We start from the raw sequence: 14,226 nt of genomic DNA, 5'->3' as shown, positions 1-14,226 counted from the left end.
ATCGTAAGCAGCGATCGCTTCAACCCGGTGTCGGATACTGCGCCAGTCGGCTTCTGTTCCGCGCACTGTAATCCCAGGAATGCCGCAAATGGCATAGAGCATATAATCAAAATACTGCTGCAACGCATCCATCATCACCACCTGACTTGCAGTTTGGATGATGGATGTAGTGGTGCTGAAGTTGCACACCATGAGTGAGTGAATATCGGGCTTAACATTGTGACGAATGCGTTCTGACCATTGTTCAATCACTTCAGCCCAGTCATTCGGTTGATCGAGTTTTTGAGTCTCAACCTTTAACTCCAGCTTGCCTGAATAACCCACAAAACGCGATCGCAACTCTTCGGCATGATTGTTGATATGTTGTGCAAACCCTTGGGCAATTGTCAGCCAAATTACATCTGGAGTCAGCAACAGCGGTCGATGTTCGCTGTGGGCAATATGAACAGCAGTGACTAGAGGATGATTCCCTGATTCCTGAATGACTTCAAATGAGTTACTGTGGCTGAATGCCAATAATGGAGAACCTAATCGCTCCTCAAATTTACTCCAAGCCTCGCTAACAGGAATGATATCTCGACATACCTGGACATCATCAACAAGAAAACTAATTTCTCCGTCCGATTGATGCAAAATCGACGCTACGGTTTCCATAAAAATTTCTGGTGGTGAGTAAATAGGATGGAGGCTAAGCCTACTTACAAGAAAGTGGCATCCTTCAAGAATATATCTTACGAATCAAGGAACTAATCGTGTCTTTCTCTATGGTGTCAAGATGGTGTCAAGGTCAGATGCGATCGCCTATCGGTTAGGTGAAAGCACGAAACTCAGCCTAATCCGATTGATGCCCTAACGGTAATGCCAACAAGTGGCGTTTGAGGTCACAGCACCTACCAAGACTGCCGGATTTAGCGTTAGATTTTGCTTTGGCTAAATCCAACTGACAAGGTGAAAGTATATCGGTTATTTAATTAGGGCTGCTCACAAACGGTTTTTCAGAATGTAAAAAATGTTTTGCACTGAGCAGTATCGTACCGATTACTGATGGATTGTACCATCAGGCATCGTGACCTCTTCTAAGCGTGCTTCGCTCAAATCGGTTTCAATTACAGCCGCATTGGTCAAATTTGTCTTCAGCAAAACTGCCCCAGCTACATTTGCTTTGAGCAGAATCGCTCCTGTTAAAATTGCGCCAAACAGAATGGTTTCGCAGAGATTTGCGTACCTTAAATTAGTTTGACTCAGGTTCGCTCCACCTAATACGGCTCGGTTTAGATTTACCTTTTTCAAATTGGCTCCCGTAAGATTGGCTCCGCTGAGATTTGCTCCCGCTAAATTCGCTCCCTCCAGGTTGGCTCCCGTTAAATCTGCATCCTTCAAGTTCGCCCTCATCAAGTGTGCTTGTTGGAGGTCTACTCCACGCAGATTTGCACCCCTGAGGTTGATCATGCCTAGATTAGCTTGACTGAACTTCGCTCCATCTAGACAAGCAAAGGTGAGTTTTTCTCGGTATAGATTCGCTTGCCGAAAGTCTCTTTGTCCTGCTGCATACTTGCTTTTGAGTGTCTCAGCATTCATATTCACTACTTCTTCCTAGGTAACACTTAACAATCTTGTTCTTTCCCTATCGAATGTTAATGTCGTGCAATAAGTTCCCTAGTTGTTTTTTGCGGGACTCCCAGAAAGCCGTTTTTCAACCACGCAAAGCAAGACAGCAAGCTCATGCTATTTTCTCTCCCTGTAGTATTTAGTAAATCTTTCATTTTACTTTTACATCTAATTTAGGGAACAAATCGTGAAGATTCTGTGTTGATGCTGAACCAAAAATTTTTAAATTGGACATTAAACCTTAAAAAGTTGTTACTTTTTAATAAAAAAACGGCTTAGTCTGCATTTATTTACAGATGAATTGTAACAAAAGTTATTATATCTGTTTTTTTTTAGGGCACGGTACTGCTGGAACCCTGTGAAAATTCACCATCAGCCGCTATAAAGAGTTATGTTTATTTCTCTGAGTTTGCTTAATAAAAAACTATAAAAATCATTAGCCAAAATATAATAATTTTGGGTTTAAATTAAAGATTTACACAATTCGCTTAGGCACGGGTTTTGTGAAGATGCGTTCGTGCAGCGTGCCGGAGGCATATTGCCAATACTTCCCGCCAATACTTCCCGCCGTGCCAGCCTAAAGCCGGTTATGACAGGATTGGGACTAGCAACAGACTGCTGTTAAACGGAGATTGATACATGACAGAAAGTAGTCATCAGCCCTCGCAGGGGGGGCGTTTTGAGCCGCCGTATGACGGGCACGCCGACCACTTGGAGACACCCATTGAACCCATTGAACCCGTTGAAGTTCAGGTGGAAGACGATCGCACTGGGATGACGGTCGTGACCCTGAAACGGGCGTTTGCAGATAACCTGTATTACCTGCTGGCAAAAGATGAGTATTGGGCGACGCCCCATGATTACTACATGGCTCTCGCTTATACTGTGCGCGATCGCTTGCTGCACCGATGGATTAACACGGGCAGAACCTACATTGACAAAGATGTCAAAACCGTATACTACCTATCGGCAGAGTTCTTGATGGGTCGTCAGTTGGACAATAACCTACTCAATTTAGGTTTGTACGAACGGGCACGCCAAGCTCTCCACGAGTCCGGACTCGACATCAACGACCTCAAAGTATTAGAATCAGAACCCGGACTCGGCAATGGGGGTTTAGGACGTCTGGCGGCTTGTTTTCTCGACTCCCTCGCCACCTTAGAAATTCCGGCAGTTGGCTACGGCATTCGCTACGAATTCGGGATCTTTGATCAATGGATTCAGGATGGCGCTCAAGTCGAACACCCCGACAAATGGCTCCGGTTTGGCAACCCTTGGGAAGTTCGCCGCTCAGAATTAACCGTTGAAGTGAAGTTCGGCGGATATACAGAAGCTTACAGCGATGGACAAGGTCGTTATCGAGTGCGTTGGATTCCCGATCGGAAAATCTTAGGGACGCCCTACGATACACCCGTATCTGGGTACAACAACAATACAGTGAATACGCTGCGTCTCTGGCGGGCGGGGGCTTCTGAAGAGTTCGACTTCCAGGTTTTCGACAGCGGTGATTATGCCGGTGCCGTTACCAACAAGATATTTTCTGAAAATATCTCAAAAGTTCTCTATCCCAACGACAACACCTCTCAGGGTCGGCAACTGCGCCTAGAACAGCAGTATTTCTTCGTCAGTTGTTCTCTCCGAGACATTATCAATTCGCATCAGCGCATTCACCGGACTTTCGATCGGTTCTACGACAAAGTCGCTATCCAGCTCAACGACACGCACCCATCGATTGGGGTTGCCGAACTGATGCGGTTGCTGGTGGATGAGTACGAATTAGGCTGGAACCGAGCTTGGTACATCACCCGGCGCGTCTTCGCCTACACGAACCATACACTGCTCTCTGAGGCTCTAGAACGCTGGCCTGTGAGCTTGTTTGAGCATCTGTTGCCTCGGCACTTAGAGATTATCTATGAAATTAACCGTCACTTTCTCGATGAGGTACGTGCCAAGTATCCGGGAGATGAGGCGCGGGTGGGGAGATTGTCAATTATTGAGGAAGGTGCCCAGAAGTACGTCCGCATGGCGCATTTAGCTTGCGTGGGCAGCCATTCCATCAATGGGGTAGCAGCACTGCATACAGATTTGCTCAAAGCGGATGTCTTGCGAGATTTCTACGAATTGTGGCCCGAAAAGTTTAATAACAAAACGAACGGGGTGACACCGCGCCGGTGGTTGTTGCTGAGCAATCCCCATCTGTCTGAGCTGATTACCGAGAAAATTGGCAATGATTGGGTAACACAACTCGATCAATTCAAGCAGCTAGAAGCGTTTGTTGATGATGCTGAGTTTTGTTCTCGCTTCTCGTCGATTAAGCGCAAAAATAAGCAATCCTTGGCAGAGTACATTCTGCTCTACAACGACATTGAAGTAAATCCAGATTCTCTGTTTGATATTCAGGTGAAGCGGATTCACGAGTACAAGCGTCAGCTGTTGAATGTGCTGTACATTATTACGCTGTACAACCGGATCAAAAAAGATCCCAATGTTGATATCTTGCCCCGGACTTTTATTTTTGCAGGCAAGTCCGCTCCTGGCTACTACATTGCCAAACTGGTCATTCAGTTGATTAATTCGGTGGCGAAAGTCGTCAATAATGACCCGGATGTGCGCGATCGCATTAAGGTCGTTTTCTTGGCAAATTTCTCGGTCTCTCTCGGTCAGCGAGTTTATCCAGCCGCCGATCTTTCCGAGCAAATCTCCACGGCGGGCAAAGAAGCTTCCGGGACGGGCAACATGAAGTTCGCCATGAATGGGGCGCTTACCATCGGAACGCTGGATGGTGCCAACATCGAGATCCGCCAAGAAGTCGGGCCTGAAAACTTTTTCTTATTTGGCTTGACAACTCAAGAAGTATATGCACTGAAGGCAAGGGGATACAACCCGCGAGACTATTACCATAGCAACGCCGAACTGCGACAAACGATCGACGCGATCGCTTCCGGCTACTTCTCACCCGACAATCGCGACCTTTTCAAACCAATTGTGGAATCGTTGCTAGACAGGGATGAGTATATGCTCTTTGCCGACTACCAAGCGTATATTGACTGCCAGCAAGAAGTCAGCCGAGCTTATCGAGACGCAAAGCACTGGACTCGAATGTCAATTCTCAACGTTGCTCGCACGGGGAAATTTTCCTCAGACCGCACGATTAAGGAGTATTGCCAAGAAATTTGGAACGTCCAGCCAGTCAAGATCGACTTGAAAGAGTATCAACCGCATACAGCGGGTTTGCAGGTGAAGGTGCAAGCCAAGCGCCCTGTCCTTTAACGAGCAACTCGTAAGTAGGGGACAGCGCGACAAGACAGTCAATGCAGTTGCAGATTAATCGTTAAAATGACGACCCAGGCTGCTGAAGAAACTCTGCCTCCTGGGTCGTTGTCTCTCGACCGAGAATCTGATTGCGATGGGGAAATCGCCCAAAGCGTTCAATTACCTCGAAGTGTCGAACTGCGTAGGAAATGTAATCAATACAGTCAGGATCGTCGCCCAATTGCTGAAATAACTCCACTGACTGACGCTGATGTTCGAGATTTTCACTATGTTCAAAAGGTAAATAAATAAAGCATCGCTGGACTGGCAGCAATTCTCGATCGAAGCCATTGGCAACTGCGTGCTGTGCCACAGACAGAGCAAGGCTATCGGTAGCGAAGGCTTGGGCACTCCCGCGAAACAAATTGCGTGGAAATTGATCTAATAGCAGTATCAGTGCTAAACAGCTTTGGGGCGATTCCTTCCAGGGATTTAACTGACCCGCTGCGGCTAGTTCGTAGTCTCCTAAGAAGCGGGTTCGGATCTCCTCATCAAACTGCGGTTTTTTGGTAAACCAGACTTTACGGGGTTTCCCATAACCCGCCTCATCGGGTTTGCCAAACCAAAAATTCAAAATTTCATGGACTTGTGACATGAGTTTTGGCTCCAGCGCTCTCAATTTCGCTCTCCCCAATCCTCCGATCTAATTCCCGCTTAAAAAAGGGGCTAAGGAGGGATCGGTTCCTGCACTGAGCCGGATTGTCAGCGCCCGGAAGCAGCGATTTGGTGATGCCGATGATAGCTAAAGATTGCATTTGGGCACCCTTGGAATAGAAGTGTTTAGCTGCGTCACTTTAACTTCCCGCTCACCCCCAGCCTGACTCATGAATTACACCGATAACCAAGAGTTGCTTCAACTGTTTATCCAGCAAGCGCCAGCAGCCGTTGCCATGTTCGACCGCGAGATGCGTTACCTGCTGTTCAGTCGTCGATGGCTGACGGAGCGCAATCTTGGCGAGGACATTATCGGGCGCTCTTACTATGAAATTGAGCGTTGTGAAATTGAGCGTTGTGAAATTGAGCGTTGGCGGGCAATCCATCAGCGTTGTTTAGAGGGAAGCATCGAGAAGGTTGAAGAATCTTTACCCCGTACTGATGGAACTGTGGAGTGGGTAAGGTGGGAAGTACAGCCGTGGCGCACGGGCACAGGTGAAATCGGCGGATTGATCGTGTCGAGAGATGCGATCGCCGAGCGCCATCCATCACAGGAACACCTACACCTGTTGGAGAAGGCGATCGCTGCTAGCAATAACGGCATCGTGATTAGCGACGCGAGCTTGCCAGACAATCCCTTGATTTATATCAATCCCAGTTTCCAGGAAATGACCGGGTACTCCGAGAGCGAAGTTTTAGGGCACAACTGCCGCTTCTTGCAAGGAATCGATACAGAGCAACCGGCGATCGCTCAATTGCGAACGGCAATCCGGGACGGAAAAGAGTGCAATGTCACCTTGCGGAATTACCGCAAAGATGGGACGCTTTTCTGGAACGAACTGCGAGTTGCGCCAGTAAAGAATCCCCAAGGAAAACTCACAAACTTTGTGGGTGTCCAAACTGACATCACCGACCGAGTGGAAGCCCAAGAACATCTGATTCGGATTAGCAAAGCCGTTGAAAATGCGAGTGATGCCATCATCATTACGAACGCCAAAGGGCAGTCTCTGTATCACAATCCGGCGTTTGTGGAATTGTTTGAATACACCACAGACGAAATAAATGCGGCTGGGGGATCAGCCATCCGTTACTGCGATCCGAATGTCGCTCGTGAAGTCATCAGCACGATCAAACAAGGCAACTCCTGCTGGAGTGGTGAAGTCGAGATGCGTACCCAGAGCGATCGCACTATATCGATTTTGCTTCGGGCTGATGCCATCACCGATGACAATGGTAATGTAGTCGGGTTGATTGGGATTCACACCGACATTACCGCCCGCAAGCAGGCTGAAGCCGTTTTACGGCAGCTTCTGCGACGGGAGCAGCTCTTAGGAGCGATGCAAGAGCGTATCCGCCAATCCTTGAAGCTGGAGGATGTTCTCAACACTGCCGTGGCGGAAGTGCGGCAGTTTCTTCAGACAGACCGAACCATCTTGTACCGCTTTGAGCCGGATGGAAGTGGCACCGTCGTTGTAGAGTCCGTGAGTGCCCAGTGGTTGGCGGTGCTGGGAAGCAATATCAAAGATCCGTGCTTTGGCAAAACCTACGCTGCGGCTTATCAACAAGGTCGTATCCGTGTCATTGAAGATATCTACACGGCTCAGCTCAACCCCTGCCATATTGAATTGTTAGAGCAATTTCAGGTGCGAGCGAATCTAGTCGTGCCGATTTTGCAAGGAGACCACTTGTGGGGGTTGCTGATTGCCCATCACTGTCGCTCGTCGCGGCAGTGGCAATATGAGGAAGTCGAACTGCTAGAGGCACTGAGCGTGCAAATCGCGATCGCCATTCAACAAGCCGCTTTGTTCGAGCAAGTGGAAGCGGAACTAGCGCGATCGCAAGCCGCTCAGACTGCATTGCGCGATAGCGAGGAACGTCTGCGGACTGTGGTGAAAAGTGCGCCCATCGTTCTATTTGCCTTAGACGATCGGGGTGTCATTACCTTTTCCGAAGGGAGCGGTCTGGATACTTTGGGACTGGAAGCGGGTAAGGTGGTTGGTCAATCCATCTTTGAGGTGTACCGCCGCTTCCCACAGATTCTCGAAGAGGTTCGGCAAGCGCTATCCGGCAAAGCCTTAACATCCCTGGTAAAAATGGGCAAATTGACCTTCGAGGTTCGCTATTCGCCCCTGCGAAACGCCAACAACGAAGTCATGGGCGCAATTGGCGTCGCCACCGACATCACCGAACGCATCCAAGTAGAGGAAACCCTCCGCCAAAGCGAAGTGTTGCGCCAAAGTGAAGCCAAAACTCGCGCCCTCCTCGACGCGATCCCAGATTCGATGTTTCGCATCCGTGAAGATGGCACCTTTCTAGACTTCAGAGCCGCTAAAAATGACGTTCGGGCGATCGCTCCCGCTCAAGTCATCGGTCAAACTGTGCAGGAGCTTTTGCCAACCGAGGTAGCGCAGCAAATGCTGCATTATGTAGCCAAAGCGCTGTCTGCTAACGAGATCCAAGTTTTTGAATATCAACTGCTCGCTCCCTTGAATCCCGCTTACCCAACCGGAGAGATAGGCTCTGTGCGCGATTATGAAGCTCGCGTTGTTGTCAACGGAGCGGATGAAGTGCTGGCAATCGTGCGCGATATTACCGAGCGCAAGGAGATGGAGCGACTGAAAAACGAATTTGTCTCCATCGTCAGCCATGAATTGAGGACGCCGCTCACTTCGGTACGAGGCTCCTTGAGTTTAATTGCTGGAGGTGTGACGGGTGAAATTCCCAATGAAGCAAAGGCGCTAGTGAATATTGCTTATAAAAATACCGAGCGTCTGATTCTCCTGATTAACGACATTTTAGATATTGAAAAGATTGAATCCGGCAAAATGGATTTTCATCTCCAGCCGCTAGAGCTAATGCCACTCGTAGAGCAGGCACTGGAGGCGAACCGGGGCTATGGCGAACAGTTTGGGGTGCAGTTGGTACTGGAGTCTGAGTTGTCCGGTGTGCAGGTGAATGTCGATCGCGATCGCCTGATGCAGGTACTAACGAATCTACTCTCCAACGCCGCCAAATTCTCTCCCCCCAATGGTACCGTCACCCTCTCCGTTTCCCGTCCAACTCAATCGCCAAATACCATCCGAGTTGCCGTTAGCGACTGCGGTTGTGGGATTCCCGAAGACTTTCGCCCTCGGATTTTTCAGAAATTTGCTCAAGCAGATTCCTCAGATACCCGTCAAAAGGGAGGAACTGGCTTAGGTTTAAGTATCTGCAAAGCGATCGTAGAAAAACTCGGAGGACACATTAGTTTTGAAACTCAAACGAATGTCGGGACGACTTTCTACTTCGATTTACCAGAATGGCAAGAAGCACGGATCTCAAAGATTATGACTTCCCACTCGCCGGAAAGTCTCCCCATCCTTATCTGTGAAGACGATCCCGATATTGCCACGCTGCTGTCGCTGATGCTGAAACAAGAAGGTTTAAGTGCAGATATCGCCTACAATGCAGCCCAAGCCAAGCAGCTTTTGTCAGAAAATTGCTATGCAGCGATGACTGTAGATTTGGCGCTACCCGGTCAAGATGGCATCTCTTTGATCCGCGAACTGCGGGAAGATGAAAATACTCAGAGTCTCCCGATTGTGGTCGTTTCTGCCAAAGCCCAACAGGGGCGCGAACAACTCAGTGGCGGTGGATTGCCGGTGATAGACTGGCTGGATAAACCAATCGATCAGGCGCGATTGATGGCATCTGTCCGCCAAGCAGTTCGGCAGAACTCAGACAGTAAGCCTCATATTTTGTATGTTGAGGACGATCCGGATTTAACTCAGGTGGTCTCAACAATTTTGCAGAATATCGCCGAAATTGATTCAGCTAAAAATCTTCATGAGGCAAGACACAAGCTGTCTTCTAAAACTTTTGACTTAGTGATTCTTGACCTCAGTTTACCGGATGGTTCTGGTCTAGAATTGCTAGCGGATCTCAACAATCAGATTTTTTCCTCCATCCCCGCAGTCATTTTCTCCGCCAATACCGTTGGCATGGAGGCGGCACATCACGTAGCTGCGGCACTCGTCAAGTCCCGCACCTCCAATCAGCAGTTGCTGGAAACGATTAAATCCCTAATTGGACGCGGTAATTCCGCTTCTTAATTCTGTTTTTTTAAGTTTCAATAAATTAAACGTTTATTGAAACTTAAATTTAATTGAGTTTAAATAGTTGTTATTAAATTTTTAATTTATAAACTAAAAATCAAAATATTTAGTAGGATGACCGAATTAAACCATGTCATATTGTAGACTGGGGAGCCATTCCCATCCTGCTTGGTTCTCCGCGTTCAGAGGCGTGGAGTTTGAGGTAAGGAACTCAACATGGCAAGGGTAAGACGGGGAGTAAAAAGCGCTTTTCAGATCTTACTAATAATTTAGTCTGACTACTTTCTGGAGATAGGGAATGAGTTCGTTATTCGTAGAGGTAAGAACAATAAACCCTAAACTATCGCCATCCTAAATGAATTGTAGAATCTTCTCTTTTTTTATAGATATGCTTTTTCTTCCCACTCAGTTTAAATTAATGAGTAATCAATCAAAAGCAATATGACAACTCCATCTTTAACTCGTATCTTGTTGGTGGAAGATGATCCGGACATTCAGACCGTTGCCTGCTTGGGTTTGAAAGTAGTCGGCGGTTTCACGGTAGAAGTCTGTAGTTCTGGGAGCGAAGCGATTCAGAAAGCGCCAATATTTGCCCCAGATTTGATTTTGCTGGATGTGATGATGCCTGGGATGGATGGGATGACCACCCTAAAGGCACTGCGGGAACTCCCGCAAACTTTAAGCACTCCGGTAATTTTCTTGACAGCCAAAGTGCAAACCCATGAAGTAGCTTATTATAAGCAACTTGGTGTATTGGATGTGATTGCGAAGCCGTTCGATCCCATGACCCTTTCTGCAACTCTCAATCGTATGTGGTTTCAGTACCATGATTGATGCGCTTCAAGATCCGCAAGAACAACTCAATGCCTTACGCCTTGCCTATAGGCAACAACTGCCGAGTCGAATTGAGCAGATTGAAACAATTTGGAATCAGCTGCTGGGAAGCCTTGAGGAAAGAGGGACCGTAGCTGGGGAGTCAGGATGTAGGGGCGGGGAAACCCTGCCTGGAGCAGGAGAGAATCAAGAACATCAACCCCTCAGCACCTCAAAGGTTCAGCCCCTTTCGTCTTCTCAAAATCCGCCTCAGTCCCTGCTAGAAGCCGCTGCCTCACCTTTGGAAACGCTACACCACCTGATGCACCGTTTGGCGGGTTCTAGTGCCACGTTTGGCTTGCTGGCGTTAGGGAATGCGGCGCGAACTTTGGAACTGGTGTTCAAAGCGATTTTGGATAGTGGAAAGTTGCCAACCGCAGAAGAGCAAGCACAAATCTGCGTGCTGGTAGGAGGATTGAAACAGGCGATCGCAGTGGAGGACACTTGTGTACCGGATCTAAACCTCCCCCCGTTGCAGTCTCAAGAGCCTTGGACAGAGAATCGGCTGATTTTTTTGGTGGAAGACGATCCGCATCTATCGCAGGATTTGGCGTTGCAAATCAGTTGTTTTGGTTATCAGGTTCGCACTTTTGACAAAATTGCTGAACTGGAGGAGGCGATCGCGCAAACACCACCTGCCGCTGCAATTGTAGATGTTGTTTTCCCCCAAGACAGTCTCGCTGGCCCCAAAACAATTACTGCCATCCAGCAGCACCGAGAGCAACCGCTGCCAGTTTTGTTTATTTCTGCCAGAAACGATCTCATGGCTCGTTTACAGGCGGTGAGAGCGGGTGGAAAGGCGTATTTTCCCAAGCCAATTAACATTGGAGAATTGATTGACGCGCTGGATTTGCTGACAGTGCCGCAAGCACCAGAGCCGTATCGCATTTTAATTGTTGACGATGATGCGCCTTTGGCATCCTTCTATGGTTGGACTTTGGAACAGGCGGGAATGACGGCGCTGGTGGTGACAGATCCGTTGCAGGTGATGCCGCCGTTAATTGAGTTCAGACCGGATCTAATTTTGATGGATATGTATATGCCGGGATGCGATGGAGTGGAACTGGCAGCGGTGATCCGTCAGCAACCGGCTTATGTGGGCATTCCGATTGTGTTTCTGTCGATGGAGACGGATCTGAATAAGCAGCTAGCGGCGATTCAGCTAGGCGGGGATGATTTTTTAACCAAGCCGATTCAGCCAAATCATCTGATTGCGTCGGTGATGCCGCGAGTGCAGCGATCGCGTCTTTTACGTTCGGTGATGGTGCGCGATAGTCTGACTGGGCTGCTCAATCATACGACGATTAAAGAGCAACTCAGTATTGAGGTGCAACGAGGTCGGCGGGAAAAGACGAACCTTGCCTTTGCCATGATTGATATTGATGATTTTAAGTCAGTCAACGATACTTATGGTCATCTCACAGGCGATCGCGTACTGAAAAGTTTATCCCGTCTGTTGCAGCAGCGTTTGCGAAAAACGGATATCACGGGTCGTTATGGCGGGGAAGAGTTTGCGGCTATCCTCCCGAATACAGATGGTGCAACAGCCGTGCAAGTTCTCAACCGAATCCGCGAAGGTTTTGCACAAGTTCGGCAGCAGTCTGACGGCGCTGAGTTTTCGGTTACTTTTAGCTGTGGCATCGCTGTCTTTCCCAACGTAGATGAAGCGACCCAACTCAATGAAGCCGCAGATAAAGCTCTCTATGAAGCCAAACGACGGGGACGCAATCAGGTGGTTCTGTCTACGTGAACAAATCTCTGCGATCAAGAGATTACAACTGCTTTTAACGAACATTAAAGATTTAAAGCGATCGCAAATAGCCAATCCAATAATATTGGCAAGGCTCACCCTACACTGTTATCAGAGCTTTTCCATACAATCTATTAAGTGAGAACAGATGGCTGACATTGTTGATATTGCCGTTGGTGCGGGTTCTTTCAAAACTTTAGTAACTGCTGTCCAAGCGGCAGGGTTGGTGGACACGCTGAAAAGTCCTGGCCCTTTTACTGTCTTTGCACCGAATGATGATGCCTTTGCCAAACTTCCACCCGGAACGATTCAAACCTTGGTGCAAAATATTCCCCAGCTTGCCAGAATTCTCACCTATCATGTCGTTCCTGGCAAGTTAATGAAAGCCGATTTAGAGAAAGTAAGTTCTGTCACCTCAGTTGAAGGTTCACCTATCAGAATTGATTGTTCTGATGGTTTTGAGGTGAAAAATGCTACAGTTCTCGCACCAGATATCGAAGCGGATAACGGCGTGATTCACGTTATCGACACGGTAATTTTAATGGGTTAAATAAAAAAAAGGGAGCGAGCGCTCCCTTTTTAAAAACCCTATTTGAGGTGTGTTGGAGGAATCAAGGAATCGGAGTGCGATCGCTCCTTTTAAAAGCCCCCCTTTTTTCTAGCGAAGCGGCGCGTTAGCGCGGGGGTTGGGGGGATCTCCTATCGATAATCCGACTGCTGAATATCCCGCAAACGAGCTTCAGGACGCTTAAAGCGATCCATCTGAGCTTCAAAAAACTCCCGATTTGCTTGTAAATGCTTTGGATTGGAGTCATCTAAAGGATACAGAAGTGCAGTCCGCAATGCTTGGATAACAGCAGAAGTAACGCAGTACATCGAGCGTTGGAAAGTAATCCCTAATTGGATTAACATATCATCTTCACCGCGGCAGTGTTGGCGATAGTAATCCACGAGATAGGGTGGGAGGAAATGCAGCATATCCTGCATTAACAATGTCGGCGGAATGCCAGCAGTTCCCACCGGAAATACATCAGCATAGAGAATTCCATAGTGGAAATCTTTCTGATTTTCCGGAACTTGCTTTGCCTGAGCATTGTAAGATTTTGTACCCCGGAAGGGAGCCGTGCGGTAGAACACAGCTTCCACATACGGTAATGCTGCTTCGTACAGCCATGTGAAACCGCAAGATTTGGGGATAATTTCATACTTTTCACCCCGAATGTAAACGTGATGATAAATTGGACGACCCGCGATCGCAAAAATTCCATTTACCAGAAAATTCATCGCTTCCGGCACACTGGTAATTTTCCCCTCATCGTAGAGGTCGGACATCTCAAAGAAAACTGGAGCCATCACTTCCCAGAACAAGCCTAAATTACTGTAGTAAGACAGTTGGCGCACCTGTTCTAAGAACATATCAGGGAACAGTTTATACAATCCCAGCATCGCCGGATTGCCTTTGAAGTAAGCCTTAATTGCTCTATCTGCATTCGCTTTATATTCATCGGTATCCAGATAGGCATCGAATTTACCCCAGCCCATATCTCTGCCGTGCCAAAGCATTGCTTGCATACAAGCTTCGGCAAATTCCATATTAATTCGGTCATGCCCTAAGTGATGGAATAACTTGGGCATTTTAGAAGTTTCGCCCTTCTCGATAAACTCTAGAAGTTCGGGATGAGCGGTAGCTTCTCCGCGCCAGATCCGCAAATCTGCATCGTCTCCAGCGTAATGATTATGTAACTCTAAATACTCTTTGGGCAAGAAGTATTTAAAGAAGGGAAAGGGATTTAAAAAGACACGCTCGGCAATATAAAGCAGGTCGCGCCAGTAGAAATCCATCGGTACTGCATACGCTTTATAAATACCGATAATTTGCATGAGATTTTCCGGCGTATCTGGCAGCATGGCACCACCAGCTTCTAAGCGGTGAAT

At 47.8% G+C, this 14,226-nt stretch carries 9 protein-coding genes; 5 read left to right on the top strand and 4 right to left on the bottom strand.

Annotated elements, in window-relative coordinates; all coding sequences use genetic code 11:
- Both H6F50_RS05300 and H6F50_RS05295 read right to left on the bottom strand, forming a co-directional pair.
- A partial coding sequence (locus H6F50_RS05300; RefSeq protein ID WP_190427124.1) for a DUF4419 domain-containing protein occupies positions 1–654 on the bottom strand: 654 nt, incomplete at its 3' end.
- A 384-nt stretch (positions 655–1,038) separates the two neighbouring features.
- Positions 1,039–1,578, bottom strand: a complete 540-nt coding sequence (locus H6F50_RS05295; RefSeq protein WP_190411552.1) for a pentapeptide repeat-containing protein — start codon at positions 1,576–1,578, stop codon at positions 1,039–1,041.
- Positions 1,579–2,382: 804 nt separating this feature from the next.
- Here H6F50_RS05295 and H6F50_RS05290 point away from each other — a divergent pair.
- On the top strand, positions 2,383–4,878 hold the full coding sequence (locus tag H6F50_RS05290) for a glycogen/starch/alpha-glucan phosphorylase (protein ID WP_242028908.1): 2,496 nt from the start codon (positions 2,383–2,385) through the stop codon (positions 4,876–4,878).
- Positions 4,879–4,939: 61 nt separating this feature from the next.
- On the opposite strand, the gene H6F50_RS05285 is transcribed toward H6F50_RS05290, so the two are convergent.
- The gene (locus H6F50_RS05285; protein ID WP_190427118.1) at positions 4,940–5,515 is read right to left on the bottom strand and encodes a DUF924 family protein; all 576 of its coding nucleotides are present in this window, start codon (positions 5,513–5,515) and stop codon (positions 4,940–4,942) included.
- A 229-nt stretch (positions 5,516–5,744) separates the two neighbouring features.
- On the opposite strand from H6F50_RS05285, the gene H6F50_RS05280 reads away from it, so the two are divergent.
- The 4 genes from H6F50_RS05280 to H6F50_RS05265 all read left to right on the top strand — a co-directional run bounded on the left by H6F50_RS05280 (position 5,745) and on the right by H6F50_RS05265 (position 12,841).
- Complete coding sequence (locus tag H6F50_RS05280; RefSeq protein ID WP_190427117.1) at positions 5,745–9,665, top strand: PAS domain S-box protein; 3,921 nt, start codon at positions 5,745–5,747, stop codon at positions 9,663–9,665.
- Between the two features lie 444 nt (positions 9,666–10,109).
- Complete coding sequence (locus H6F50_RS05275) at positions 10,110–10,502, top strand: response regulator (RefSeq protein ID WP_190427114.1); 393 nt, start codon at positions 10,110–10,112, stop codon at positions 10,500–10,502.
- Positions 10,495–12,291, top strand: coding sequence for a diguanylate cyclase (locus H6F50_RS05270; RefSeq protein ID WP_190427112.1), 1,797 nt, complete (start codon positions 10,495–10,497; stop codon positions 12,289–12,291). Before H6F50_RS05275 ends, H6F50_RS05270 begins: the two co-directional genes overlap by 8 nt.
- A gap of 148 nt (positions 12,292–12,439) precedes the next feature.
- A complete protein-coding gene (locus tag H6F50_RS05265) occupies positions 12,440–12,841 on the top strand; it encodes a fasciclin domain-containing protein (protein ID WP_190411546.1) in 402 nt (133 codons plus the stop codon).
- A 149-nt stretch (positions 12,842–12,990) separates the two neighbouring features.
- On the opposite strand, the gene H6F50_RS05260 is transcribed toward H6F50_RS05265, so the two are convergent.
- The coding region (locus H6F50_RS05260; RefSeq protein WP_190427095.1) for a CO2 hydration protein at positions 12,991–14,226 on the bottom strand (1,236 nt) is incomplete at its 5' end.

It is taken from the genome of Coleofasciculus sp. FACHB-712, from assembly GCF_014695635.1.
GTDB lineage: Bacteria > Cyanobacteriota > Cyanobacteriia > Cyanobacteriales > FACHB-T130 > FACHB-T130.
This window is presented reverse-complemented; position numbering and strand designations above follow the sequence as displayed.